Consider the following 24682-nt stretch of genomic DNA (forward strand, 5'->3'; position numbering starts at 1 on the left):
CCATGACCGCCGCCACCCCCGTCATTTCCTGCAAAAACGTCTGGAAGCTGTTTGGCGCCCAACCGGAACAGTATCTGAAGTCGCTGACCGGCAACCCCGGCTTTGATGAGATCCGCCAGGCTGGCTACATCGCAGCTGTGCGTGACGTCTCCCTGGATATCGCCAAGGGGGAAATGCTGGTGATCATGGGGCTGTCAGGTTCCGGCAAATCCACGTTTGTTCGCTGCCTGTCCCGTCTGATTGATATCACCGGCGGCGAGGTTCAGGTTGACGGTCAGAACATCGGCGAGATGTCCGAGAAAGAGCTGATCGGCCTGCGCCGCAACAAGATGGGCATGGTGTTCCAAAGCTTCGGCCTTTTGCCGCACCGCACGGTGCTGGACAACGTGGCATTCCCGCTGGAAATGCGCGGCCAGGACCGCCACGCTCGCCGCGCCCGTGCATTGGAAGTGATTGAACTGGTTGGCCTGTCAGGGCGCGAGGATTACTTCCCGCGCGAACTCTCCGGCGGCCAGCAGCAACGTGTCGGCATCGCCCGCAGCCTGGCGATTGAGCCTGATATCTGGTTCCTGGATGAGCCGTTTTCAGCCCTCGACCCGCTGATCCGCCGCGAGATGCAGGACGAATTCCTGCGGCTGCAGGAAATGCTGGGCAAGACCATCGTCTTCATTACCCATGATTTTGACGAGGCCCTGCGCCTTGCCGACCGGATTGCCATCATGAAGGACGGCGTGGTTGAACAGTGCGATACCCCCGATCAGATCGTGCTGAACCCGGCCACCGAGTATGTTGCGAAATTCACCGAAGAAATCGAGAAATCCCGAGTGGTGCACGCCGGTGTTTTGGCACGCGAGGTGAATGGACACAGCCTGACCGGCACGCCCATTGGCGAGAAACAGACCATCGCCGAACTGGCGCGCCTGCTGGTCAATGACAGCCGTGATTTCCTGCCGGTTGCGAACACCGCAGGCAGCCTGATTGGCGCGATGAACCGCCAGGAAGCACTCGACGTGCTTCTGGGAGAGCCGTCATGACAGATCAGACGATGGTTCTTTCAGAAAAACCTCAGACATGGACACGCGCCAGAACCGGCTGGGTGCTGTTTGCGCTGTCCTGCGTTCTGGCGGCGGGCAACGCCGTGCTGCCTGCAGGGCTGGTAAGGCCGCCTGAATGGCTGGTGCTGCCTTTTGCCGACTGGATCAACGCGATCTTTAACTTCCTGCGCGACGACCTAGGGCTTATCTACCTGACCCGCGCCTTTGCTGACGGGGTTGAATGGCTGCTCGATGTGACCGCCAACCTGCTTTACGGCAAGAACCGCTGGCCGCGCGTCGGCCCCATTCCGTGGACCGTGATTGCCAGCATCGGCTTTGTTATCGGCTATGCCTTGCAAGGCTGGCGGCTGTCGCTGCTGACCGGCGGTACCTTTGTCTGGATCGCCGTCATGGGACAGTGGAAATGGGCGATGGAAACCCTTTCGGTTATCGTTGTCGCGGCCCCGTTCTCAATCCTGTTCGGGCTGCTTATGGGCATCCTCGCCTGGCGCTCGAAAAGCTTTGAGCGGATCTTGAATCCAATCCTCAACATCGCGCAAAGCCTGCCGCATTTCGCCTATATGATTCCGGTGGTTGTCTTTATCGGCGTCGGCCCCAAGGCGGGTGCGATTGTCACAATTATCTTTTCGGTGCCGCCGATGATCCGCATGTCCCTGCTGGGCCTGCGCAAGGTCCCGCATGAGGTGATCGAGAGCGGGCACATGTGCGGCTCGACCCGCTGGCAGCTGCTGCGCCACGTCCGCATCCCCACCGCCCGGACCGAGATCCTGGTTGGTGTGAACCAGGTGATCATGCAGTGTCTTGCAATGGTGGTTCTGGCCAGTTTCATCGGCATGCCCGGGCTGGGCCAGAAACTGCTGCAGCTTTTGCAGGCGCTGAAGATCGGCCGCTCGGTCGAGATCGGCATCACCATCGTCCTGCTGGCCGTCATGCTGGACCGTTGCACCAAGGCCTGGGCGACCAAGCAGCCCGAGCATTTTGAAAAAGGCACGTCGTTTGCGGTCCGCAACAAGTTCCTGCTGATCGCTGCGGGCCTGTCGCTGGCCTGCATCCTGCTGGCACAGTTCCTCCCAGTAATGGACCAGATCGGCCGCCGCGACGCCTTCACCATTTCCAAACCGATTGATGCCGTCGCGGACTGGTTCATCGTACTGATAGATCCGGTCACCCAATGGCTGCGCTGGTTCCTGATCACTTGGGTGCTGATCCCGATCCGCGATGCCTTCCTATGGATGCCCTATGCCGCAGTGCTGGCGCTGCTGGCGGCCGCAGGCTGGGCCATCGGCGGGCTGCGTTCGGCGCTGGTGTGCGTTGCCTTCTTCGGCCTCATCGCTATGTCCGGCTGGTGGGACCGCGCGATGATCACCGTCTATACTGTCGTCGTCGCGGTCTCGATTGCGACCGTGCTGGGTTTTCCGCTGGGCATCTGGGGATCGTTTCACGAGAAACGTGCTGCCATTGCCCTGCTCATCTGCGACACATTGCAAACTTTTCCCAGCTTCATCTACCTGATCCCGGTGGTCATGCTGTTCGGGGTGAACGATGTGGCGGTGATCGGCGCGGTTGTCCTGTTCGCAGCCGTGCCGCTGGTGCGCTACACAATTGAAGGGTTGCGCCAAGTGCCCGAAACCCTGATCGAAGCCGCTGATATGTCCGGTGCCACCCGTATGCAGACCTTATGGAAGGTCCGCCTGCCGATGGCGCTGCCCACCATCATGGTCGGGGTGAACCAGTCGGTCATGTTCTCGCTGTTCATGGTAATCATCGCCGCCTTCATCGGCACCCAGGACCTGGGCCAGGAGATGCAACGCGCGCTGTCCTCCACCGATGTGGGCAAAGGGCTGGTGCTTGGTCTTGCCGTCGCTTTCATGGGGCTGATGGTCGACCACCTGGTCACCACTTGGGCGAAGACCAAGAAAGATGCGCTGGGGCTGGAGTGACATCATGACTATCCATTCCAACGACTTTGGCCCCGCCCCATCCACCCGCATAGGCTTTCTGCTGTTTCCAGGCTTTCCCATGGCCTGCCTGACCTCGGCAATGGAGCCGCTGCGTGCTGCCAATGAAATCGCTGGGCACCAGGTGTTTTCCTGGTCCTTGGTGACGGAAACCGGCGCGGACGCAGCGGCTTCAGCCGGGGTCCTTTTTCCAGCGGAAACCAGCCTTGCCAGGATCAAAGGACTGGACTGCCTGTTCCTGTTGTCCGGCCCGGAAGGTGAATTCGAAGATCCTGTCTCAGGGCATGGGCGGCTGCGCTACTTATCGCGGCATGGTGTGACCTTGGGCGCAGTGTCCGGCGGTGTTTTCCCGCTGGCGCGCAGCGGGGTTTTGTCCGGACGGCGCTGCGCTGTTCACTGGTGTTACCGCAGCGCCTTTGAGGCCGCCTTTCCCGATTGCCCGGCTGTTGACCGGCTGATTGTGCGGGACGGCAATGTTCATACGATTTCTGGTGCGACCGCCATGTTCGACCTGTCACTGGAACTGATCGGCACTACTCTCGGTGCAGACGCCAAAAATGAAATCGCCTGCCTGTTCCAGCATCCCGTCATCCGCAACGGCAGTGCCCGCCAGAAGGTCCCGGTGCTGCAAAGCGACCGCACCGTCGACCAGATGCCGCCCGCAGTAAAAGAAGCTATGGCGATTTTCTCGGAAAATTACGAAACACCGGTCTGCATCCGCGACGTGGCCCGCATGGCCGGCATCTCGCCGCGCCAGCTGGAGCGCAGCTTCCGTGCCGCCACCGGCCTCAGCCCCGGCGAATACTATCGCCGCCAACGCCTGAAAGCCGCACGGCAGATGGTGCTCCATTCCTGGGATACGGTGTCCCATATTGCCCATGCTGTTGGCTATGCCAGCTCCTCGACCCTGACACTGCATTACCGGAAGTTCTATGGAGTCACACCGGTTCAAGACCGCAAACACGCTTTCCAGCTGCCCGGCCGCCGCCAAGTTCAAACAGCGCCACCGCCTCCGGGCGGGCTCTAAGCAGGCTTGGCCGTTTACCCAGCTGCCGCCGGACCAAAACTGAAAGCGCCGTGTAAGGGCGCGCTGCTTGCGATACAGGGCAATAGCATATGCGTCGCGGCCCTGACCCGGTGGCCAAGGTGCTTAGTTAAAGGATTCCGGCGGGCAGCACCGTCGCGGCTTTCACACACGTGCGTCCCGATCCCAGGGCGGGACATCGCCGCCAAGATGTACCAGGATGAAATCAATAAAAACCCGCACTTTTGCAGGCAGATAGCGGCGTTCTGGATAGATGGCATATAGCGTCTGCGACGGCAGCGGGCAGTGTGGCAGCACCCGTACCAACCGCCCCGCCGCCAGGTCCGGGCCGGCAGTGAAAGTCGGCAGCCGGCCGATCCCCGTCCCGCCCAGGATCGCTTCCCGCAGCGCCTCGCCGTTGTTGACGCTGAAACTCCCGCCGGGCCGGAAGGTTTGCACCTCACCATCGCAATCGAAAACCCACTCCTGAAAATCCCGGCTGTAGGAATACTGCAGGCAGTTGTGGCGGCTCAGACCGCTGACCGTTTCCGGTGTGCCATAGCGATCAAGGTATGCCGGGGCAGCAGCCAGGACGTTGTGCAAAGGTGCGATCTTGCGGGCGACCAGCGCGGAATCCGCCAGGGTTCCGCCGCGCAGCGCCAGGTCGAACCCTTCCGCAAACAGATCCGCCACCCGGTCATCCATCACCATGTCCACCGACACACCGGGGTACCGCGCCAGAAACCCGGACACCAGCGGTGCCACATGCAGTCGCCCGAAGGCCATCGGCACATTCACCTTCAGACGCCCCTTGGGGGCCTCTTGTAACGCCAGCACGCCGTCCTCGGCCTCCTGCGCCGCCTCTTGCGCCCGGACCGCATGGGCATAGAAAAGCTCGCCCGCCTCGGTCAGGCTGACATTGCGGGTGGAGCGGTGAAACAGTTGCGCACCCAGCCTCTTTTCGATGAGCGTGATCCGTTTGCTGACCGCGGATTTGCTCACCCCCAGCCGCCGCGCCGCTGCGGCAAACCCCTGAGTTTCGGCAACCGCCACAACCACCGGGATATCTCCCATTCCTTCCATTTCTCTCTCTTACTCCGGATGGGGTGAGTTTTTCTCAACATTAGGTTTCAGTCTATCCGGATTATCGCGAACTTGGAAACCGCATACCTTTGCCAGGTCATCAAGGAGACGAGCCATGGCAAAGATGCTGATCGACGGTGTGCTCACCGAAAAGCCGAAACCGGGAGACGGGGTGTTCCGCCGCATGGGCAGCGGCTTCCGCGGGTGGATCGAGCCGCAAGCAGATGCTGAGTTCCCGGCGGAGCCCGGGCGCTACCACCTCTATGTCTCCATGGCCTGCCCCTGGAGCCACCGCACCACCATCCTGCGCGCGTTGAAAGGGCTGGAGGAGATCATCACCGTCACCCAGATGGTGCCGCTGGCAGGTCCTGACGGCTGGCAGATCCGCACCGCTGACTATAACCCCGCCGCCGGGGTGCCGCGGGATGAGTACCTTTATCAGGTCTATCAGCGGGCGGATCCCGGCCACACCGGTCCGGTTACGGTGCCAGTGCTGTTCGACAAGAGCACCGGCCGCATCGTCAACAACGATTCCGGCGACATCATGCGGATGCTGAATTCGGCCTTCGATGAGCTGGCAGGCGCCACGCCGGATTTCTACCCGCCGGATCTGCAGCAGGACATCGACCGGATCAGCACCGAAATCTATGCCCCGGTCAACAATGGCGTCTACCGTGCAGGCTTTGCCACCACCCAGGCCGCCTATGACGCAGCAATCACCGATTTGTTCGGCAAGCTGGAGGAGCTGGACACCCTGCTCGGCACCCGCCGCTACCTGACCGGGGAGCGGATCACCGAAGCGGACTGGCGCCTGTTCACCACCCTTGTCCGGTTCGACCCAGTTTATGCGACGCACTTCAAGACCGACCGCAAGCGGATCGCCGATTACCGCAACCTCGGCCCCTATCTGCGCGACCTATACCAAGTGCCCGGCGTGGCCGCCACGATCGAGATGGAGGCCATCCGCCAGCACTATTTCCTGAGCCACCGGCACATCAACCCGCACGGGATCATCTCTACTGGTCCGGATCAGGATCTCGATGACCCGCATGGGCGGGACGGCACAGCCTTCCCCACCTGAGCACATCACCCACAACCCCGCCGGGTCCACTGCCCCGGACACTGAACTGGAGAACTCCACTATGAAACTGCTTTCAAAACTTGCCGCAGCCGCAGCCGTGCTGTGGCTCCCCGCCCAAGGGCTTGCCGGCGCTGCGGACACCGCCGGCCTCCTGAAACTGGAATACACCGATGGCCGCCCGACCTCGCTTGGCGTGGAGGACGTGAACGCGGTGCTGAACAGCGTCGGTGTCCGCGTCAGCACTGTTGCGATCCCGGATGAAGCACTGCCGATCCTTGAGGCCTCCCGCAGCCGCGCCATCACAGCCGAGGAGGAGGCGCAGCTGATCTCTGCCTTTGAACTGACCCGCGAAGACCTGCTGGCAGAAATCGCTGCCGCAGGGCGGCAGCCGACGGTCGAAAACGGCGGCTCGCTCACCACTTCGGAACCGGGTGTTGCGCCCTACCCCAAGGTCTATGACATGAACAAGATGGACGCGGAGACCCGGATCTGGGTCCACAAGAAATTCGGCCCGCTGCACATCAACCACGCCGAGGACGGCACCGGCATCGACGAGGTGATGACCGTCATCTCCGGCGGTCCTTGGGTCTGGTTCTTTGAGCTGCCCGGCGATGTCATCGGCAAGCTGACCCTTGGTCATGTCGGCCCGGAGGGCGAGGCCTGGCGCATCAGCTATCCGGGCATCCGACCGCACGGCGGATTTCTTAACCCGGAATACGGGCTTGTTGTCGCCTATGCACACGGGCCCGAGCAGTTCGAGATCCATTTTGATGCGGACAATGTGGCCGGATCCCGCCTGAATGGCACCAATGCCTGGATCGACTTCTCCGGGGACAAGCCGGTGCTTCTGGATACCCCGCTAAGCGGCAACTGATGCATCTGCGGCTGCCGGCGCTTGACCTGCCGGCAGCCCTTTTCCTTCTCATCCAGGTGAAATGATGAAATCCCCCTTTCTGACCATCGACTTCTTCCACGACACCGTTTGCGGCTGGTGCTTTGTGATGTCCCCTAAGCTGCGTAAGCTGGCCTCCGAATTTCCAATCCGGGTGCGTCATCGCACCTTTGTCTTGCAGGACTCGCCCGCCAAACTGGCCGCGGCCTTTGGCTCTGCGAAGAAAGCCAAGGACGTCATTCTGGGCCATTGGGAGCGGTGCGCCGAACACGATGAAGGCGATCGCATCAGCGTGGAGGGAATGCGCCGCCAGAACTTCCCCTATCCCCCCGGCCTGCTGAGCGCCAAAGCCTGCAAGGCTGCAGAACTGCAGACCGGGGACGCCGGGCACTGGGACTATTTCGATGCGGTGCAGGCCGCGCATCTGACGGAGAACCGCAATATCGCAAACGAAGGCGTGCTGCTGGATGCGGCCCGTTCCTGCGGGCTGGATGCCGGACGGCTGCGCAAGGACATGTACAGCGCTGAAGTTACGCAATTGGTTTCCCAGGACCGGCAGCTGGCTGCTTCCTGGCGGATCAGCGCGGTGCCGACGCTGGCGGTTGCCGGCGGAAAATGGCAGTTGCACCATGGCCCGCTCGCTCAGATGCGCGCAGAGCTGGCTTTGGCTGTGACCGATGTGGCGGGTCAAGCCCCAGCCGGCAAAGATCTGCGGTGAGCAGTGCCCCCGGCATTTCGTAGAGCACACTGCCTGCTGCCAGTGTGGTTCAGTCACTTATCGTATTTGTGATATGCGTGCCGCCTATAGAGCAGCTTTGGAACCCGCTGCGCCATTAACACTGACGGCACACACCTGCCAGGGATCAGAGTTTCCGTTGCTAAGGCGCAGCTTTCGTGTTCCTGCCGTTCATGTGCCTTGCAGCATTGCAGACATACAGCGACTCTGCTTGGACAGCCGGGGCAGCAGCCGGCAATGATTAGCGGTTGGAAAAAACGGCGATCTCGAACATGGCTTCCGCGTTTGGCGGAAGGCCGACTGCCATTTCTAACTACGAACTAGAGATAAATTCGCGTACAAGGCGCGTGATCTGTTCAGAGACACCCTCCGGACCGTAATACCCTACCCACTCAGGTAGATGTACCTCCGCATCTGGAAACAGGGTAACCGTCCGGCTTCCTGCTCTACCTTGGGTCACTATGACCAGATACTGTCCATTTTGAAGTTAAGCGACCCTCCGGTAAAGGTGCCCTGGCGCAGTTCCCGCGATCCCTGTTACGCTTCGGGAGCAGCGTAGCGCCATGGTATGAGCTCATTCAGACGTGTGATCTTTGTGGTCTGCAATCCGGGCCAGCTGCGCGGCCAGCCAGGCCTCCAGATCGTCGAGCAGAGTATTGAGCGGGATTGGCGCAACTGTCTGTGATGAATGCCCCTGTGGCGGCGGCGGCCCGCCCGCTGCCTGGTACCGGTTTACGGCAAACCGCAAAGGCGGGCATCCTTCGGCCCATCTGGCCAGCGACCAGGGTTGGATGCATGCGGACGGCTTTTCCGGTTTCAATGAGCGGTACCGTTCCGGGGCAATCAGCGAGGCCGCCTGCATGGCTCATATCCGCCGCAAGTTCGTGGATGTGTTCCCATCTCAGGGCCTGCAAGCAGCCGAGGAGGCGATCCGGCGCATCGCCGGTCTCTAGCCCGTGGAAAAGGACGCCCGGAGTTTGCCGACTGGAGACCGCGTTCACCTGCGGCAAACCTGGTCAAAGCCTTTGTTCGATGAACTGGAGGCCTGGCTTGCCGTCCAGCTGTCCAGCGTTCCCGGCAAATCCGAACTGGCCAGGGCCATCTACTACCGGCATGTGATTGCAGCGCAATCACCGAAAGGCGTTATGCCCCGGCCCGGATCAAGAAATTGCGCCTGTTTCTGGATCACGGCATCCTGGAACCCGACAACGATTCCGCAGAGCGGGCGATGAAGCCAATTGCCATAGGCCGCAAAAATTACCTGTTTGCCGGCTCAGAGAGCGGCGGGAAAGCTGCGGCCATTGCCTATTGCTTGATAGAAACCGCCAAGATGAACGGCCGAGATCCGCAGGTCTGGCTCGCCTGAGTTCTGGCTCAAATCGCGGATCATAAAATCACCTGCCTGAATGAGCTCATGCCATCGCGCTACGCTGCTACCGCAGCGTAGCAGGCAGCACTGGAACCGCGCCAGAGCACCTTCACCGGACGGAAATCATGCCGCCGTAGCGCGCCACCCGGAACAGACACTTCACCCCCGCCAGGGTCTGGTTGCGCGTACAGATGCTGGTGCCGCTCTCCATGAGATGCCGTTGGACGTCCCGACATCATCCGGTGGCGCGGTCCCGGGGGATCGTCCGAGCCAGGCTGCAAACCGTGTGCAGGCCCGCAAGCGGCTGGTTTAAGGCGCCGGGCCCAGATTGCGTGCCGGCATATCCGCGATCAGGCACGTGAAGGGGTGCCGTCGGGATAGAACGCTGAATGGTCACGGCAAAACTCTCAGTCAACCAAGGTGAAATCACCTCTCCCGGCAGCACACACCCTGACCTCCGAAACCGCGAAAAGCAGCCCGCTTGCGCGCAACGCCTGCCACCCAGAGCCCCTATCGCGGAGCGATCCAATACCCGGGACAAAGTCTGCATTTGCCGCAAGCTGCCTGAAGGGCTGCTTGCAGCAAGTTAATCCAGGCTCTGCGCTCTATGTAAGTACCGTTTGGTGAACACCTTCTCTTTGGCCTTGTTGCCGCAGCGGCTCATGCTGCGCCACCGCCTTCTTGGATGCGAAAGACCCACATAATACACAGAGCAGTCTTCCGCCGCGCTCAGTCTGAGTTTGGAAATTCATTGCAGGTGAAGACGTCGATTGCTCCCCTCGCAATTACACTGTCTACGGGTTTGCCGTTAAGATCAGCATTTGTGCCAATCGGCATGATATCTGGGTTCAGTATAGAAATTCAAAAGGGATCCGGTTGACGCGCAGGAAGCTGGCCCGAGGCGCTATAATCTTCAATTCGCGCTGGCCGTTTAGGCCAGCGGATTTCATTGGACAACACTTGTGCATTGAAGCGCCGGCTTTCGTTGCCAGCTTCGATTAGGTCAAAGTGACGAGTGAACCGTTCAAGCAGCGCCAACGTCATCTTGGGATAGGCTAAGACGCTGGGCCATTCACCGGCGGCGAGGTTGGTTGTGCCTGCAATTGAGGTGCGCTCGTAGATGCGGCCGATCAGGTGAAAGAGCAGCTGGCCCCACATCTTACCCGGTCCGAAATCCGGACCGGGCCATGCGCTTCACATCCCCGGACCTGATCAGGCCTTCAGCGTTTCGGTCGAGGAAAAAAACATCGCCTGGCTCACTGCCGAACGCACCTGATCCTCGGTGTAGGGTTTTGAGATCAGGAAGGCCGGCTCTGGCCCTTCGCCGGTCAGCAGGCGTTCGGGGTAGGCCGTGATAAAAATCACCGGGCGATCGCCATGCTTGGCCAGGATACCGTTGACCGCGTCGATGCCGCTGGAGTTATCCGCCAGCTGAATGTCCGACAGGATCAAATCGGCCGGGGCCTGAGACGCCAGATCCAGTGCACGGGCTTCGGTTCGGGCAATGCCTGTCACACTGTGGCCCACTCCGGTCACGATGGCCTCGAGGTCCATTGAGATGATCGCTTCGTCCTCGATGATCATGATCCGGCCTGAGGTGGCACGCGACATTTCCTCGTAAGCGATCGCAATCAGTTCCGAAGCTTCGTCATCGCTCACGCCCATGATGATGCCGGTATCGGCTGCACTGAACTCCTCGATCGTGTGCAGCAGCAGCGCTTCACGGGTGTTCGGCGTAAGCCGCCGCATGTGTCTCTGTGCCTTCGCCGCCAGGCTTGTAACGCCTTCTTCTTCCCCGGCGGGCGCGCCGGAAGAGGACCAGATCGCATGAAAGACGCGGAACAGCGCAACCTTGGGTGAAAGTTCGCTGTCGTAATCGCTTTCGCCAGCCAGGATGGCTTCAAGCGAAGCCAGCGCATATTTGTCGCCGCTGCTCTGGCTGCCGGTCAGCGCCCGGGCATAGCGGCGCAGGTAGGGCAGGTTTGCGCCAATCTGGCTGGCGATCAATTCTCCCGATTGAGCAGTCATTTTGCGTCGTCCCTTTTTTTGCAATACATATGGAACTATACGCGCCTCAACGCGTTTGGTTCCAGAAACTGCGCAAAAAACCGATGGATTGCATGACACAGCCACGACGCGCCCGGCCGCGCAATGAACAGGCCGACCGCGAAATAGACGAAAACCTCAAACGGGCCTTCGATGAGATCGCGAGCGAACCGGTGCCGGACCGGTTTACCGATCTGCTGAAGCAGTTGAAGGAGAAGGAGGCGCACGCGACCCGCGCCCCGGACCAGCCGGAGGAGAACCGCTCCGATGACTGACTCCGCGCATGACCCGAGAGAGGACCTGGTCAACCACCTGGGCGCGCTGCGCGCTTTTGCCCTCAGCCTTGCCCGCAATGGGGCCACAGCCGATGATCTGGTGCAGGAAACGCTGGTCAAAGCCTGGACCAATATCGACAAGTTCAAAACCGGCACCAACATGCGGGCCTGGTTGTTCACCATTCTGCGCAACACCTATTATTCGCTGCGCCGCAAGCGCAAGCGCGAGGTGGAGGATGCAGATGGCGCGTTGTCAGGCGCCCTGGCGCAAAAGCCCGATCATGACGGGCGGCTTCACATGCGCGATTTCAACGCCGCCTTTGCGCAATTGAACGACGAGCAGCGCGAAGCTTTGGTGCTGGTTGGCGCAGGCGGATTTTCCTATGACGAAGCAGCAGAAATGTGCGGCGTGAAGACCGGAACTGTCAAAAGCCGGGTGAACCGTGCCCGTGCCCGCCTGGCAGAGCTGATGGAACTGGATGAAGAAAGCGAAATGGAACTGACTGATACGGTCACGGCTGGGATCGTCGCCCAGCAAAGCGCCGCATGATCAATGTCCCGCGGCTGCAGGCCGGCAGCCTGCTGGTACGCCTGGCCGCGCTGATGACATTTGCGCTGTTGCCGCTGGGCCTGATCGCTCTGTACCAGACCAACGCCGTGGTGGCAGAAGCCAACCGGCTGTCCCATGCGTCCTTGCTGGCACACACACAGCAGGCCGCCGCCAAGGAGCGTGAACTTTTGCAACGGGCCGGCGGCGCCACAGAAGGGCTGGCCGCAGCCATCCTGCCAGTGTTCGGCAGTGGCGACCGCTGTGCAAACCTGATGAAGGCGTTCATCCAGGGCCAGAACCCGTTCATTTTTGCCGCCTTCATCACGCCCGGCGGCTCGATGGAATGCACCTCGGACGGCAGCATCGGGGATGTCTCCGAGACGTGGCTGTTTCTCAAGGCCCGGAAGACTGCTCGCCTCTCGTTTGCGGCGGGCCAGGATATACTGGGCGGAGGCGGCCCCCAGCTGGTGGCGACCAGCCCGGTGCAGCGCGACGGTATCCTGCTGGGCTACGTCTCCATCGCGGTTCCGCACCAGCTGACCAAATCACTGTCCGGTACCAAATGGGCCGAGCAAGGTATCCGTTTTGTCACCCTGGACGCGCAAGGGGAGATCCTGTCCGCAAGCGTTCCAGAGCAGCAAGCCGCACAGTCACTGCCGGTTTCGGTACCGCGCCGGGAACTGCTGCAGCGCAGCGGCGACACATTTTTTGAAGACGCGCGCTCCGGCCAGGAACGGTTTTTCGCGGTGAGTGAAATTCTTCCCGGGCAAGTTTCCGTAGTCGGCAGCTGGCCGGTGGAAAATGCCATGACCGTAAGCGCCAGCCCAACCTCCTGGATGACGCTCGCTTTCCCGGTCCTGATGTGGCTTGCCGGGATTTCCGTTGCTGTTCTCGGCCTGCAGCAAATGGTGATCCGCCATCTCAGCGCGTTGCGCAGGGCAATGCGCCGTTATGCGCTGGGAGAGCGGGATGACCCAAGCCTGAAACTCAGCAGCCCTCCGCGCGAGTTCGAGGAAGCCCGGCTGTCTTTTAACCGCATGGTGGCAATCCTCAGCGAAGCAGAGCGGCGGCGTGAACTTGACCTTGAGGAAAAGACCATGCTGCTGCGCGAGGTGCATCACCGGGTGAAAAACAACCTGCAACTGGTGGCCTCTATCATGAATATGCAGGGCCGGAACGCGCAGACCCCCGAAGCACGGCGGATGCTGGCACAGCTGCAGCGGCGGGTGCGCGGCCTGGCGACGATCCATCGCAGCCTGAACACCAACCCCGACGTTTCCACCGTGGACAGCCGGGAGCTGATCAATGAGCTGATCGCGGAGATCGGCACGATGAATGCAGGAACCGGACAGGATGTTGCGATCGAAACGAACCTTGCACAGATGCCGCTCAGCCAGGATCAGGGGGTAACCTTGTCGATGCTTGTCTCAGAGGCGATGACCAATGCGGTCAAATACATCGGTGTGCCCGACGGGGGACGGCCGGAAATCAGCGTCAGTTTGCGCGAAACAGCCAAAAATTGGCTGGAGCTGGAATTGACCAACACCAAAGGGCAGCCTCTGCTGGATCCGGCGGAGGAATTCGGCGGAACTGGCATCGGAACACGGCTGATGGCTGCGTTTGCGACTCAGCTTGACGGCGAAGCCGCCACGCATGAAACAGAGCACAGTTTTACTTACCGGCTGGGCTTTCCCGCCGTAGCAGGGGCCGTACCACCGGCAGCGCCGATGCCGGAACAGGAGCAAGATGCAGCAGAACCCGCCGCCTGAACTCCGCCGCGGGGATTTTCAAGTTCTGATCACCGCAGAACAGGCCTGGCCCGCTTTTGAGCGCGCAGTCCTGAATGCCCGGAGCGAAATCACCGCCAGCTTCCGCCTGTTCGATTTCGCCAACCGCCTGCTGAGCCCCGAAGCGCTGGAAACCGGGGAAACCTGGGCCGATCTGATTGCTGACGCTTTACAGCGCGGGGTCCGGGTCCGGCTGGTTGTAAGCGACTTTGATCCTGTCATGGCCGCGCCGCTGCATGCCGCCGCACAAGACACGTTAAAACAGGCGCAAGAGATCGCGGCCGGGCTTGCACCGGATCAGGCTGCGCGGCTATCGGTCTCGGCCGTTCTGCATCCGGCGCGGGCGGGGCTGTTGCCGCGGCTTGCCTTTTCTCCGTTTGTTATGCGCAAACTGCGCAAGCTGCCGCAACGGTTGCGGCCTGCCGCGGCCAGCCGTCAGGGGGTGCCGCAGCTTTACCCGGTTTCGCAGCACCAGAAAGTCGCGGTGATCGACCGTGAGGTTCTGTATATCGGCGGGCTGGATCTGAACCGGCGCCGTTATGACACGCAGGAGCATGACCAGCCGGCGCATGAAACATGGGCCGATGTGCAGCTGATGCTGCGCGGCCCCGAAGCCGAAGAGGCTGCAAGCCATCTGGAGCGCTTTCAGGACGAAATCGCCCTGCGCAAGCAACCGCCCGATGGCAAGCATATCCGCCGCACGCTGTCTGCACCGCGTCGCGCCGGTTTCTGGGCCTTGTCACCAAGGACGGTCCTGAAGGAGATTGAGGAGGACCACCTGAAGGCCTTCAAACAGGCCCGGCAGATGATCTATCTGGAAACCCAATACCTGCGTTCCAGCGTAATTGCGCGCGGGCTGGCCGATGCCGCACGCCGCAACCCGGACCTGTCGCTGATCCTGATCCTTCCCGCGCTGCCCGAGGAAGTCGCCTTTGATGAAAGCCGCGGATTGGACGCGCGCTATGGCATGGCGCTGCAGGCCGAAGCACTGCAGGAGATTAGCGCCGCCTTCGGTGCGCGCGCCTGCATTGCCAGCCCGGTGCAGCGGCGCATGGCAGCCCGCGAAGCGCCTTCGGTGCTGGCGGGATCTCCGATGATCTACCTGCACAGCAAGGTTCTGCTCACTGACCAGGATTTCGCCATGGTGGGTTCAGCCAATCTGAACGGGCGCTCAATGCGATGGGATACTGAGGCAGCGCTGCGGATCACGCAGCAAGACAGGATCAGGACGCTGTGGCATGCGCTGACGCGGCACTGGTGGCAAGAAGAATTGCCGGCTGAAGCACTGGATCCGGCCCGTGCAGCTGCTTGGTGGCAGAACGAAATCCGCCGCAACAAGCTGCGCCGCCCCGAGGCGCGCCGCGGACTTTTGGTTCCGCATGACCCCGATAGGATGTCGGAACTGCGGCAACCCTTGCCGGGGGCGACTGAAGACATCGTCTGAACCGCCGCCAGTCCCGTTGCCTGGTGCTTCGACACAACCGGCGCAAAAAAGGCCCGGCGCCGATAAGCCGCCGGGCCAATAAACATCCAGGAAGTACAGCAGCTCTCTACTGTGCTTCTTGGGATTCTTCGGTGATTTCGTTGCCCAGGTTCGACACATCCCTGCCAAAGCCTTCGGTGGTTTCACAGGCGGCCAGGCCGGCCAGTGCGAATAGTGCGAGAATGATGCGCATAGTGTTTTCCTTACTTCAGTTTCGACGCAACGTTGCCTGCAAAGGCATCAATGATGGCGGTGTAAAACACCTCGCTGTCTACAGCGACGGCGGCCGGGTCAGTGCCTTCGGGGTAATATGTGCTCAGCTGGTCAGCTGAAACGGTCAGATCGTAACGCATATCCTTGGATGCGTCGGGCATATCGATGTCCACATCGCCTTTCAGCATCCATTCTCCAACGCCCAGCGCCTGTTCGAAATTGCTGGCCAGCATGACGGAGTCGATCTCGACATGGATTTCCGCCGCCTCTTCAGCATCTTTATCCGCGATTTGGCCGACAAGGCGCTCAGCCAGGGCGGTTTCCAAGTCTGTTTCCAGGCTGGTCCAGACTGCGGCTGCCGGGTAATTCTCGATCGCGCTCAGGTCTGCCGTCACGTCTATTTCGGAGACTTTTGAGCCGGCTGCAGCTGCCGTCGCCATAGCCGTAACAAGGGCGGTGGTGCGGATCAGATGAGTCATGTTTTAAGCTCCTTGCGTTTCTGCCCCTTCTTGGGGATGCACCGAAGCAACGCGCGGGCTTCTTGAAAGGTTCCTGAATTGCCTGGAGAAATTTTTGAAATGATCGGATTCCCGCAAGTATTCCCCTAATGATCAGCCCTTAAGCGCAGGAAACTGAGGACGGATGCAAGCGCTTGCTCGCGCAGAGAGGCATTCGAACTGGCGCCGGGCAGCGCGCCCGCAAAGGAGCCAGGCCAGGGAACCCGGCGCCGTTTCAGGCGTTTGCCCGTCATGCCTGTGCAGCCGCGCGGGGAACAGGGGGGATGTCGGGAGGATCGGCTGAATGGACATATTCGCAGGCGTAGGAAGCTTTTCAACACAGCTGGACTGGGCATTGCGACTGGCCGTTGCCTTGGCAGGCGGTGCGCTGCTGGGGCTGGACCGGGAGTTGCGCCACCGCCGGGTTGGCATCCGCACCTACATGATGGTTTCGCTTGGTGCGGCCGCTTTTGTTATCTTGGGTCTGGAATTCGGCCGTCAGATGCAGGCCGAGGGCCTGTCTTCCGATCCGACCCGCGTGGCTCAGGGGCTGATGGGCGCAATCGGCTTTATTGGCGCGGGGGCGATTATCAAGGGTGACAAGCGGGTCGGCGGCATCACCACGGCAGCCAGCATTTGGGTTGCCGGAGCGGTTGGAATGGCGGCGGGCCTCGGCTTCACTGTGATGGCCTTTCTCACGGCGGGGCTGGCGGCCGTGCTTCTGTCGGTCAGCCGTTTAATGACACACCGTGGCGCAGATGACCGGCCTGACATCAAATGACGTCCCTGGGGACGTTTCTGGCTGCGGGCAGGCAAGCAAGCTAGCGTAAACGCGGCTATTGATATCAGCGGCGGCCAGAGTGCTCGTCCAGCCAACGCCTGTTTTATTCGGCACCGGCAGGAACCATTCCCATCTTGACGCGTTGGCTTCCGGTGAGCGTCGAGCAGAGGGAAGAATGGCAAACCTAAAACATCAACAACAAGTGCCCCGTGCTGCGGACCATATCGACCGCAATTTGAAAAAGGCCTTTGACGAACTGGCAGCGGAACCGCTGCCCGAGCGGTTCACCGATCTGCTTGAACAGCTGCGCAAAGCTGAGCTTCATAAGAAGGACATCCAATGACAGCTGATCCGCGCGATGAGTTGACCGAGCATCTCGGCGCGCTGCGCGCCTTTGCGCTCAGTCTCACCCGGAATTCCGCAACCGCCGATGATCTGGTGCAGGACACGCTGATTAAGGCTTGGACCAACATCGACAAGTTCAAAACCGGCACCAACATGCGGGCTTGGCTGTTTACCATTCTGCGCAATACTTTCTATTCGCTGCGCCGCAAGCGCAAGCGCGAGGTAGAAGATGCCGACGGATCGCTGGCTTTGGCACTGGCCTCCAAGCCCGATCACGACGGCCGCCTGAACATGCGCGACTTTATGCAGGCCTTCGATCAGCTGCCTGACACCCAGCGCGAAGCACTGACCCTGGTGGGTGCAGGCGGATTTTCCTATGAGGAAGCCGCCGAAACCTGCGGTGTCGCGGTCGGCACGATCAAAAGCCGCGTCGGGCGCGCCCGTGCAACCCTTGCGGATCTGCTGCACCTGAAAGATGACGAGGCACTGGAGCTGACCGACAGTGTGACAGCCGGGATTCTATCCAAGACCCCCGCTGCCTGAATGTCTGGTCTGTGTGTCACTCCTGCGCTGTTCCTGGCGGAGAGCGCGGGCTTGTCCTGCGTCTTTTTTCTTCCCAGAGGTCGGACCAACTGACAATAGTAGCGCAGGCGCATCCGCTGGGCATCTGCACAGGCAGAACGGAGCCGTGCCTCTGCCGGTGAGGCTGGTCATGACAACCAAATGCGAAAACTGCCCGCTGCGCAGGCAGTCCCTGTTCCTGGAATTCTCGCCGGAAGAGGCCGACTTCATGCAGCGCTTCAAGACTGGTGAAATGCAGGCAGGCCCCGGAACCCACCTGCTGACCCAGGGGGAAAAATCACCGCAATTGTTCACCGCCCTGTCCGGCATGGGGCTGAAGTACAAGATGCTCAGCGATGGCAGCCGCCAGGTGGTTGGCTTTGTGATGCCCGGGGATTTCCTGGGCCTGCAGGCCGGGGTGATGGGGGAAATGGGCCACTCGGTCGAGGCGGTGACGGATATGACGCTCTGCGTGTTCAACCGGGCCGGCATCTGGGATCTGTTCACCTCCCACCCCGAACGCGCCTTTGCTATTGCCCATCTGGCTGCGGTCGAGGAGCATTTCCTGGGTGATGCGCTGGCCGCAGTCGGGCAGCGCCCGGCCTACGAGAAGATCGCCTGGGCAATGGCCCGTTTCTTTCACCGCGCGGAAGGTACTGGTCAGGTTCGCAAGAATTCGGCGCCCCTTCCCTATACCCAGCAGGATTTTGCGGACGCTTTGGGCCTTTCTCTTGTCCACACCAACAAACAACTTGCCGAATTGCGCAAGAATGGCGTCCTGAGCTGGCAGCAAGGTACGCTGACGATCCATGATATGGAAAAGCTGGAAGAGCTGGCGGGTGAGGAAAGCCATGTCCGTGAACGCCCGCTGGTCTGATCCCTCGCATTGCCAGACTGGCGCCCCGCAGCGCCTTTGCGCAGGCGAAGGAGCCACAGAATTTTGCGTTCCGCGCCTTTCTTGCGGAACCTTTCCGCGTGCGGTGCGTCTTTCAACTGTTAGCAGCCTGTAAACGCTGCAGGACCCGTCCCCGATTTGGTCCATTCACTGGACCCCTGCCTTTAATCCGGCTGGGGTCATTTTCTTTTTCACTCAGCGCGTTGAGCCTTGAAACGACTTGCATTTTTCTGCTGTGCCGGGCGGCTTTTTACGGAACCTTTCTGCCCGCGGGCGCGTTAGCCTGATGAAGCAACCCGAAAGGACAGTATCGTGAAACCTCCTATTATTCTTGCCGCCGCCGCTGGCATCCTTGTACTGGTTTTTGGTATCTATATGATCGACATCGATCAGACTCAGGATACCCGTCTTCCTGATGTGGAGGTCTCCGTCGAAGGCGGTCAGCTGCCGGAATTCGACGCCGAGGTTGGCGACATTGAAACCGGCACCAAAGAAGTGACCGTGACCGTCCCCACCGTCGACATTCAAAGCCCTGAAGAAGACGCCAGCGACGGTGGCTGATCAAGCGTCCCGGTTTCACAAAGCGCAGCGCCGGCCGCTGCGCTTTTTCTTTTACGCAGCATCCGCAGCATTGCAGTCATGGCAACGGAAGCCCGGAACCATTCGCCCGCTCAGCCGTTAAATTGCCAGATGGCGCTCATCGCAGCGCGCTAACAATGAAGGGAAAGAGCCATGCTTGGTTGGGCAATCACGTTTCTCATCGTGGCACTCGTCGCCGCAGTTCTTGGATTCAGCGGCATCGCGGGCGCATCCGCCGGGATCGCACAGATCCTCTTTGTGATTTTCCTGGTGCTCTTTGTCCTCTCGATCATTGTCCGCCTCTTAAAAGGCTGACCTGACACATCGCCCGCCACCCGCACACCGCAGAATGGCAGCAAGTAAAAGGAACCCGACACATGACCAACACAGCCGAAGCACAGCAGAAAACCAAAGGCAGCGCCGCATCCGCTTCAGACAGCGTGTCCGGCAATCTCGCAGGACGCGTAAAGGAGCAGGCCGCTCAAACGGTTCAGCAGGCACAAGAGCAGATTGACGCCGGGCTTCAGTACAGTTCCGGTGAAATGCAGCGTCTGACCAAAGAGGGGCAGGCATTTGTCAGGAAAAACCCGGGCCTTGCCATTGCCGGCGCCTTGGGTGTTGGGGTGCTGCTGGGCCTTGCCATGCGCAGCCGTTTTTGACCCTGCCGCCCGCAGGGGCTAGCCGGTTACTCGCCATTTGCCAAAGCCGCGCAGCCAGCGCGGCTTTTTTGCGGCTGGCCGGCCGCCATCACGAAGAAAATGAGCGCCTTCCAAATTTGCCCTGACAGGGAACCTTTCACCGGTTTCGCGCGTTTCCCCTTCAGAACAACAAACCGAAGGGAGCAAATCATGGAATATGGACTTATTGGCCTGCTGGTGCTGGCCGCCGACATTTATGCGATCATTCAGATCCTGTCTTCTGGCGCCTCCACCGCGGCCAAGATCCTTTGGACGCTGGTGATCCTCATTCTGCCCGTTGTGGGATTTATCATCTGGCTGATTGCAGGTCCAAAGTCCTCTGCCGCGAAAATCTGACACGACTGCCGCAGGCATTGTGCGGCCCGGACTTCGGACGCCGGGCCGTCTTCTTTTGACCCAGGGAACAAAAAGCGTCAGTGCGCGTTTTCCCTTTGAACACCGAGACCAAAGAGGCCGATGACATGACCGATACTTCTGATCTTGAATCGCAAGCCCGCGCCCAAGCTGCCTATCTGGGCCGCAAGGCCAAGGGTGCGGTTAAAGACACGGTTCGCGATGCCGCAGACGCCGCGCAGTCGCAGGCCGCCCGCGAGGTGCAGGCTACGGCGGATGCCGCTGGCGCCGCAGCGGATGCTTTTGCACCGGGCACCATGCAGTCGCAGGCCGCACAGATGGTTGCGGGTCACCTTGAGGACGCCGCCCACCGGGTGCGCAGCTTGGACATTGAACAGACTGCGCGTGATGTCAGTGCCTTTGCGCGCCGCAATCCGCTGCTGTTCCTCGGCGGTGCGGCACTGGCCGGGTTCGCCGCCACCCGCTTCCTCAAGGCAAGCGAACCGGACGGCCGCAGCAACGGTTCGGCAGATATGACTCAGGAGGCCGGTCATGGCACGTCATGATCTGCGCCAAGCACCGGATATGTTCCTGGAAGCTCTCCGGCATTTCACAGCACTGCTGCGCAGTGAAGCGGAGCTTGCCAAGAACGAGCTGAAGGAGAATGCCGCCCGCGCCGGAACCGGGCTGGCTTGTTTCGCCATTGCCGCTCTGGTGGCGCTGGCCGGACTGCATGTGCTTGCGGCAGCGCTGGTCGCCTGGATCGCATCCGCAGGCCTGTCCGCCGGATGGGCCGCGCTGATCGTCGGCGGCGGGCTGATCGCCATTGCCCTTGGTCTGTTGCTGTTCGGCAAGTCGCGGCTCAGCAGCGAGGCGCTGCTGCCATCACGCACCATCAGCAATGTTAAAAAAGATGCCGCCAGCATCAAGGAGGCCGCAAATGCCCGCTACTGAAGAGATCGAACAGCGCGTGGACGCAAACCGCCGCCGGCTGGCAGAAACCCTGTCCAGCCTGTCCGGCACCGTTGCGCCGCAATCGGTGACCGAACAGCTTTCGGCAGCGGCAAACGGCTATGGCGGCGAACTGGGGCGCCAGGCAATTACCGCAGCCAAGCGCAATCCCGCAGCCCTGGTTCTGGCCGGGGCTGGGTTGGCTCTTCTATTCACCGGAACCGGCAGCAGCCGCCGCCCGCGCACCGCCGCCAAGCCGGCCGCCGCCGTTCCCCCCGAAGCCGCTTTTGCCGGTTTCGACGCGCGTGTCGCCGCGGCAGATGCCGCCATGAAACAGGAGATGACCGGTATGAGTGAAGAACCCCTCCGCGCTGGCAAGATGCGCGAGACACTGAACGCAGGGCTGGACGCCCTGCCCGCAGCTGCCCGCAAGCGGGTGATGAAGGCGCGTACCGCTGCCCTGCAGGCGCAGGAGAAAGTTGAATCGCATACAGCCAAAGCCGCGGCCCGCTCGCGAAGTTTTTTCGATCAGAACCCGCTGGCCGCCGGGGCCATTGCCCTGGGTCTGGGCGCACTGATCGGGGCCTTGTTGCCTTCTACCCGCCAGGAGGACGAGTTGCTTGGCGCCCGCCGTGATGCGCTGGCCGCCAAAGCCGAGGCCGCCCTGCGCGAGGAAATGGACAAGCTGCACCGCAAGGCCAGCGCAAGTCTCGATCCAGCAGAAACCGACCCGGCACCGCACGCAGCTTCCGTCTGAAAGCAATGCCAGGTTATTTAAAGACCACACTCAGCGGCCGGGGGGTCCGGGTGATGCTGATGATCCTTACGATCATCAGCATCACAGCGGCATTGCAGCATGCACAGCAGATCCTGGCACCGATGAGCTTTGCTTTGGTGCTGGGCATCGTTGTGTCACCGCTTGCAGACAAATTGGCACGCCTTGGCGTCCCGCGGCTGGTGATTGCCTTGTCCCTGTTGCTAGCCTGCACATTGTTTGTAGCCACCGCCATACTGCTGATCGAGCCGGTCGTGAATGCCCTGATCGAGGAACTGCCGCGCATCAAGGCGGTCATGTCCTCATTGATCGACAAGGCCTCCTCCTTGTTGCGCGGGATAGAGACCATCAGCGAGGAAATCGAAAACACTGTCGGCGCTGAAGCCATGGAGCCTCAGACCGCCATCCCCTCCGTGGGGGACGCGCTGTGGCTGGCGCCCAGCTTTCTCTCTCAAGTGTTCATCTTCGTGGGCACGCTGTTCTTCTTCACGCTGACCCGGGACGATCTCTACCGCCTCACCGGTCCGTTGTACGGCCGGCTCAAGCATGCCGATAAGGCCGTGGCCCGCTATTTTGCCGCGATCACCGTGGTGAATGCTGGTCTTGGCGTGGTGACTGCAGGCATTTTCTTGGCTTTGGGGCTGGAATACGCCGTGCTCTGGGGGCTTGCGGCAGCTCTGCTGAACTACGTTCTTTACCTTGGCCCGCTGCTGATGATTCTGGGGCTGGGTATTGCCGGCGCTTTGCAATTCACCGGTGCCCTTGCTGTGGCGCCGCCGGTGCTGTTCCTTATCATTAACCTGACCGAGGCGAATATCGTCACTCCATTGCTGGTCGGCAACCGTCTGGCAGTGAACCCGTTGCTGGTGTTTCTGGCCATTGTTTTCGGCCTGTGGCTGTGGGGTCCCATCGGTGCATTTGTGGCGCTGCCGCTTCTGTTGTGGCTGGGGGTTATGCTGGATCCGCGCCACAGCCTGCCTGCAAAGACGGCTGAGGATCCGTTGCACAAGATTATGTAAGAGAAACATGCCCGCACCGCCAGGTGCGGGCGGCAGCCGGCCCTCACTCGGCGCGCTGCTGCGCATCCAGCAAGTTTTCCACACCATCCAGCCCCTCACGCTCCCGCTCAGCGGCCCCGGTCACCGCCGGTTCCGCCCGCGCCGGATCGGAGGCCTCGGGCAAATCAGCGCTGCTGGCCGCTGGCGGGGCTTTCCGGGTGTCAGCGCGCTTCGCCGGGGCGGCAGCAGCGGCGTCTTGCGTCCCGTCCAGACGGACCCGGTAGATTGGCTCAGGCAGGCCGAATCCCGCACCTTCCAGCGCCATTTTGGCTGCCCGGATCGCCTCACCGCGCGCCTTGGCGAAATCCACTTGGGTCTGATCTACCCAGCCGGTGAAGGTCAGGATCACGTTGGAAGCCCCGACTTCGCTGATCCAGGCGCCAACCTCCGGATCTTCCAGCACAAATGCCTGCGCCTCAAGTGCGGCAACTGCGGTGGACAACGCCGCTGCCAGATCGGCATCGGCATCCACGCCCAGATCAAAGCCGAAACGGCGATGGGGATCGCGGGTGAAATTCACGATGCGCCCCTTAAAGACCGTGGCATTGGGAATTCGGATATGGTTGCCCTCAGGAGAGATCAGGATGGTTGCCCGCGACGTCAGCCGCGCCACCGTTCCCTGATCGCCCTGAATGTCCACGTAATCATTGGGCCTGAACGGCTGGCGCAGGCTAAGCAGGATGGAGGCAATGAAGTTCTCCACCGTGTCGCGCACCGCAAAGCCAAGCGCCAGGCCAACCACCCCTGCCGCCCCCAGCACGGCACCAATCAGCGCCGTTGCGTTCATGATATCAAGCGCCAGAACCAGCCCCGTCAGAATGAACATGATACGCGCAACCGCCCGGTAGACATCCGCGATAAAGGGGTTGGGCGCCAGCCGGGTCCAGATGCCGATCCGCGTTGTCAGCAGCCAGCCTCCCGCCGCCACCAGAACGAAAGCCGTCACCGCGACCAGAAAGATCGGCCCGTTCGCCAGCAGGTTCCGCGTACGGGCGGCAATCCGGTCCACCGCGGGCGCCAGCCGTTCTTCGAGCGTGCCGCTGATTTCGGTTTCGTTCTCAAATGCCACGACACCCGCCACGCGGTTGACGATCTGCGTCAGCCTGTCTTGCGCCGCATTGTCGATCACCTGGCCGGTGATACGGACAACACCTTCGGAAACCGACACTGTCACGGCCCCATAGCCTTCAATTTCAGCGAGCAGTTTTTCGATCCTGCTCAGAATCGCGCTATCACGCACTGCCGCGTCGCCGACTTCGATCAGGCCGTCGGTCTGAACCGGATCAGTGGCGGTCTGTGCCTGGCCGCTGGCCGTTCCAAGGCAGAGTGCAGCCGCAGCAACCAGGCACACTAAAAACGCCTTCAGTCTAGGCCCAAGCGTCGGGATGCGTCCCTGATGCCGCCCGACAAAAATCTTTCTACGGTTCAAATCCGCATCCTCCCGATCAATTCCAAGGCAGTTGCACCACTCGGCTGCCATCGCTGCGGCAGTTCCGCACTGTTATGCTGATGACGGTCCGCCTGCCGGAGCAGTGCGTTCTCCGCATCCGGCTGCTGCTAACGGTCCGCAGGCAAAAAGCCGGATGACTGGCGAACTGGATTGTCCTCATACAAAAATTCATAAAGCAGTCCCCCTGGCTTTAACACGCCTTGAGGC

General features: G+C 61.1%; 30 protein-coding genes and 1 pseudogene. 24 read left to right on the forward strand and 7 right to left on the reverse strand.

What is annotated here, in order from left to right; all coding sequences use genetic code 11:
- The first annotated feature begins 2 nt into the window (after nucleotides 1-2).
- From K3555_RS18210 to K3555_RS18220, 3 genes are read left to right on the forward strand one after another with little or no spacing between them, the layout of a single operon-like run.
- Nucleotides 3-1034: a glycine betaine/L-proline ABC transporter ATP-binding protein gene (locus K3555_RS18210; RefSeq protein WP_259987892.1), complete on the forward strand. Its 1032-nt coding sequence runs from the start codon at nucleotides 3-5 to the stop codon at nucleotides 1032-1034.
- Nucleotides 1031-2995 carry a proline/glycine betaine ABC transporter permease gene (locus K3555_RS18215; protein WP_260006536.1) on the forward strand — a complete coding sequence of 655 codons (1965 nt, stop codon included), beginning with the start codon at nucleotides 1031-1033 and terminating at the stop codon, nucleotides 2993-2995. Before K3555_RS18210 ends, K3555_RS18215 begins: the two co-directional genes overlap by 4 nt.
- Nucleotides 2996-2999: 4 nt before the next feature.
- Nucleotides 3000-4040: a GlxA family transcriptional regulator gene (locus K3555_RS18220; RefSeq protein ID WP_260006537.1), complete on the forward strand. Its 1041-nt coding sequence runs from the start codon at nucleotides 3000-3002 to the stop codon at nucleotides 4038-4040.
- A gap of 162 nt (nucleotides 4041-4202) precedes the next feature.
- On the opposite strand, the gene K3555_RS18225 is transcribed toward K3555_RS18220, so the two are convergent.
- Nucleotides 4203-5120: a LysR family transcriptional regulator gene (locus K3555_RS18225; protein ID WP_260006538.1), complete on the reverse strand. Its 918-nt coding sequence runs from the start codon at nucleotides 5118-5120 to the stop codon at nucleotides 4203-4205.
- 115 nt (nucleotides 5121-5235) lie between these two features.
- On the opposite strand from K3555_RS18225, the gene K3555_RS18230 reads away from it, so the two are divergent.
- The 5 genes from K3555_RS18230 to K3555_RS18250 all read left to right on the forward strand — a co-directional run bounded on the left by K3555_RS18230 (nucleotide 5236) and on the right by K3555_RS18250 (nucleotide 9195).
- Nucleotides 5236-6201 carry a glutathione S-transferase family protein gene (locus K3555_RS18230; RefSeq protein ID WP_260006539.1) on the forward strand — a complete coding sequence of 322 codons (966 nt, stop codon included), beginning with the start codon at nucleotides 5236-5238 and terminating at the stop codon, nucleotides 6199-6201.
- Nucleotides 6202-6262: 61 nt separating this feature from the next.
- Nucleotides 6263-7075, forward strand: coding sequence for a hypothetical protein (locus tag K3555_RS18235; RefSeq protein ID WP_260006540.1), 813 nt, complete (start codon nucleotides 6263-6265; stop codon nucleotides 7073-7075).
- A 64-nt stretch (nucleotides 7076-7139) separates the two neighbouring features.
- A complete protein-coding gene (locus K3555_RS18240) occupies nucleotides 7140-7811 on the forward strand; it encodes a DsbA family protein (RefSeq protein WP_260006541.1) in 672 nt (223 codons plus the stop codon).
- A 674-nt stretch (nucleotides 7812-8485) separates the two neighbouring features.
- Nucleotides 8486-8782, forward strand: coding sequence for an IS66 family transposase (locus K3555_RS18245; RefSeq protein WP_260006542.1), 297 nt, complete (start codon nucleotides 8486-8488; stop codon nucleotides 8780-8782).
- 215 nt (nucleotides 8783-8997) lie between these two features.
- On the forward strand, nucleotides 8998-9195 hold the full coding sequence (locus K3555_RS18250) for a transposase (RefSeq protein WP_260006543.1): 198 nt from the start codon (nucleotides 8998-9000) through the stop codon (nucleotides 9193-9195).
- Nucleotides 9196-9784: 589 nt separating this feature from the next.
- On the opposite strand, the gene K3555_RS25035 is transcribed toward K3555_RS18250, so the two are convergent.
- From K3555_RS25035 to K3555_RS18260, 3 genes and pseudogenes are all read right to left on the reverse strand, one after another.
- A complete protein-coding gene (locus K3555_RS25035; protein ID WP_409201665.1) occupies nucleotides 9785-9907 on the reverse strand; it encodes a CGNR zinc finger domain-containing protein in 123 nt (40 codons plus the stop codon).
- A gap of 260 nt (nucleotides 9908-10167) precedes the next feature.
- Nucleotides 10168-10350 (reverse strand): annotated as a pseudogene (locus K3555_RS18255) (ATP-binding protein); the annotation flags it as partial.
- 60 nt (nucleotides 10351-10410) lie between these two features.
- Nucleotides 10411-11226: a response regulator gene (locus K3555_RS18260; RefSeq protein WP_260006544.1), complete on the reverse strand. Its 816-nt coding sequence runs from the start codon at nucleotides 11224-11226 to the stop codon at nucleotides 10411-10413.
- A 92-nt stretch (nucleotides 11227-11318) separates the two neighbouring features.
- On the opposite strand from K3555_RS18260, the gene K3555_RS18265 reads away from it, so the two are divergent.
- The 4 genes from K3555_RS18265 to K3555_RS18280 are packed head-to-tail and all read left to right on the forward strand — an operon-like array spanning nucleotide 11319 to nucleotide 15300.
- On the forward strand, nucleotides 11319-11519 hold the full coding sequence (locus K3555_RS18265) for a NepR family anti-sigma factor (RefSeq protein WP_260006545.1): 201 nt from the start codon (nucleotides 11319-11321) through the stop codon (nucleotides 11517-11519).
- Nucleotides 11512-12069: an RNA polymerase sigma factor gene (locus K3555_RS18270; RefSeq protein ID WP_260006546.1), complete on the forward strand. Its 558-nt coding sequence runs from the start codon at nucleotides 11512-11514 to the stop codon at nucleotides 12067-12069. The genes K3555_RS18265 and K3555_RS18270 overlap by 8 nt, the downstream gene beginning before the upstream one ends.
- A complete protein-coding gene (locus tag K3555_RS18275) occupies nucleotides 12066-13838 on the forward strand; it encodes a sensor histidine kinase (protein WP_260006547.1) in 1773 nt (590 codons plus the stop codon). Before K3555_RS18270 ends, K3555_RS18275 begins: the two co-directional genes overlap by 4 nt.
- Entirely contained in the window at nucleotides 13816-15300 is a 1485-nt protein-coding gene (locus K3555_RS18280; RefSeq protein ID WP_260006548.1) for a phospholipase D-like domain-containing protein, read from the forward strand. The genes K3555_RS18275 and K3555_RS18280 overlap by 23 nt, the downstream gene beginning before the upstream one ends.
- A gap of 106 nt (nucleotides 15301-15406) precedes the next feature.
- Here the strand turns inward: K3555_RS18280 and K3555_RS18285 are convergent, their stop codons facing one another.
- Together K3555_RS18285 and K3555_RS18290 are read right to left on the reverse strand one after the other, a co-directional pair.
- The gene (locus tag K3555_RS18285) at nucleotides 15407-15532 is read right to left on the reverse strand and encodes an entericidin A/B family lipoprotein (RefSeq protein WP_129369379.1); all 126 of its coding nucleotides are present in this window, start codon (nucleotides 15530-15532) and stop codon (nucleotides 15407-15409) included.
- A gap of 10 nt (nucleotides 15533-15542) precedes the next feature.
- Entirely contained in the window at nucleotides 15543-16031 is a 489-nt protein-coding gene (locus tag K3555_RS18290) for a hypothetical protein (RefSeq protein ID WP_259987919.1), read from the reverse strand.
- Nucleotides 16032-16353: 322 nt separating this feature from the next.
- Between K3555_RS18290 and K3555_RS18295 the strand changes: the two genes are divergently transcribed.
- The 12 genes from K3555_RS18295 (at nucleotide 16354) to K3555_RS18350 (ending at nucleotide 22986) form a co-directional block, all read left to right on the forward strand.
- Nucleotides 16354-16830 carry an MgtC/SapB family protein gene (locus K3555_RS18295; protein ID WP_260006549.1) on the forward strand — a complete coding sequence of 159 codons (477 nt, stop codon included), beginning with the start codon at nucleotides 16354-16356 and terminating at the stop codon, nucleotides 16828-16830.
- A gap of 175 nt (nucleotides 16831-17005) precedes the next feature.
- The gene (locus K3555_RS18300) at nucleotides 17006-17173 is read left to right on the forward strand and encodes a NepR family anti-sigma factor (protein WP_259987923.1); all 168 of its coding nucleotides are present in this window, start codon (nucleotides 17006-17008) and stop codon (nucleotides 17171-17173) included.
- Nucleotides 17170-17718, forward strand: coding sequence for an RNA polymerase sigma factor (locus K3555_RS18305; protein WP_260006550.1), 549 nt, complete (start codon nucleotides 17170-17172; stop codon nucleotides 17716-17718). Before K3555_RS18300 ends, K3555_RS18305 begins: the two co-directional genes overlap by 4 nt.
- A gap of 169 nt (nucleotides 17719-17887) precedes the next feature.
- On the forward strand, nucleotides 17888-18613 hold the full coding sequence (locus tag K3555_RS18310) for a Crp/Fnr family transcriptional regulator (protein WP_260006551.1): 726 nt from the start codon (nucleotides 17888-17890) through the stop codon (nucleotides 18611-18613).
- A gap of 330 nt (nucleotides 18614-18943) precedes the next feature.
- Nucleotides 18944-19192: a hypothetical protein gene (locus tag K3555_RS18315; RefSeq protein WP_259987929.1), complete on the forward strand. Its 249-nt coding sequence runs from the start codon at nucleotides 18944-18946 to the stop codon at nucleotides 19190-19192.
- 171 nt (nucleotides 19193-19363) lie between these two features.
- The gene (locus tag K3555_RS18320; protein WP_259987931.1) at nucleotides 19364-19525 is read left to right on the forward strand and encodes a DUF1328 domain-containing protein; all 162 of its coding nucleotides are present in this window, start codon (nucleotides 19364-19366) and stop codon (nucleotides 19523-19525) included.
- A 62-nt stretch (nucleotides 19526-19587) separates the two neighbouring features.
- A complete protein-coding gene (locus K3555_RS18325) occupies nucleotides 19588-19869 on the forward strand; it encodes a hypothetical protein (protein ID WP_260006552.1) in 282 nt (93 codons plus the stop codon).
- 189 nt (nucleotides 19870-20058) lie between these two features.
- Nucleotides 20059-20244, forward strand: a complete 186-nt coding sequence (locus K3555_RS18330; RefSeq protein ID WP_019296341.1) for a PLD nuclease N-terminal domain-containing protein — start codon at nucleotides 20059-20061, stop codon at nucleotides 20242-20244.
- A gap of 125 nt (nucleotides 20245-20369) precedes the next feature.
- The gene (locus K3555_RS18335; RefSeq protein ID WP_260006553.1) at nucleotides 20370-20807 is read left to right on the forward strand and encodes a hypothetical protein; all 438 of its coding nucleotides are present in this window, start codon (nucleotides 20370-20372) and stop codon (nucleotides 20805-20807) included.
- On the forward strand, nucleotides 20794-21195 hold the full coding sequence (locus tag K3555_RS18340; protein WP_260006554.1) for a phage holin family protein: 402 nt from the start codon (nucleotides 20794-20796) through the stop codon (nucleotides 21193-21195). Before K3555_RS18335 ends, K3555_RS18340 begins: the two co-directional genes overlap by 14 nt.
- The gene (locus tag K3555_RS18345) at nucleotides 21182-21949 is read left to right on the forward strand and encodes a hypothetical protein (protein ID WP_260006555.1); all 768 of its coding nucleotides are present in this window, start codon (nucleotides 21182-21184) and stop codon (nucleotides 21947-21949) included. Before K3555_RS18340 ends, K3555_RS18345 begins: the two co-directional genes overlap by 14 nt.
- 53 nt (nucleotides 21950-22002) lie before the next feature.
- Nucleotides 22003-22986, forward strand: a complete 984-nt coding sequence (locus K3555_RS18350) for an AI-2E family transporter (RefSeq protein ID WP_260006556.1) — start codon at nucleotides 22003-22005, stop codon at nucleotides 22984-22986.
- Nucleotides 22987-23029: 43 nt separating this feature from the next.
- On the opposite strand, the gene K3555_RS18355 is transcribed toward K3555_RS18350, so the two are convergent.
- Nucleotides 23030-24376, reverse strand: coding sequence for a mechanosensitive ion channel domain-containing protein (locus K3555_RS18355; protein ID WP_260006557.1), 1347 nt, complete (start codon nucleotides 24374-24376; stop codon nucleotides 23030-23032).
- Nucleotides 24377-24682 lie beyond the last annotated feature (306 nt).

The organism is Leisingera sp. M527, assembly GCF_025141525.1.
GTDB lineage: Bacteria > Pseudomonadota > Alphaproteobacteria > Rhodobacterales > Rhodobacteraceae > Leisingera.